We start from the raw sequence: 250 nt of genomic DNA, 5'->3' as shown, positions 1-250 counted from the left end.
GTTGCAGCCGGCTTGAACGCAAAAAAACCGGGCACCTGGCCCGGTTTCTTTTTTTTAGGGATGCGCGTTCAGCGGATCACTTGCCCGTTAGAGTTGATGATCGTCATCTCAACGAACTTGGAGCCGACGTGGTTGGAGGGCGAGAAGTTCACGTTGAAGCCACCCACGTCGTAGTTGCCCATCGTCTCCAGCGCCCCGACGAACTTCTCGCGGGTCAGGTCGCGGCCCGCACGCTTGAGGCCTTCAACAA

Annotated in this window: 1 protein-coding gene; it reads right to left on the bottom strand. The window is 58.0% G+C overall.

The features are described from left to right. Nucleotides 1-68: 68 nt before the first annotated feature. A partial coding sequence (locus G5A07_RS21555; RefSeq protein ID WP_223107820.1) for a hypothetical protein occupies nt 69-250 on the bottom strand: 182 nt, incomplete at its 5' end.

This window comes from Stenotrophomonas sp. AS012628 (assembly GCF_010608305.1).
Classification (GTDB): domain Bacteria; phylum Pseudomonadota; class Gammaproteobacteria; order Xanthomonadales; family Xanthomonadaceae; genus Stenotrophomonas; species Stenotrophomonas geniculata.
Note: the sequence above shows the minus strand (reverse complement) of the source record. Positions and strands in the feature narration are given on the sequence as shown.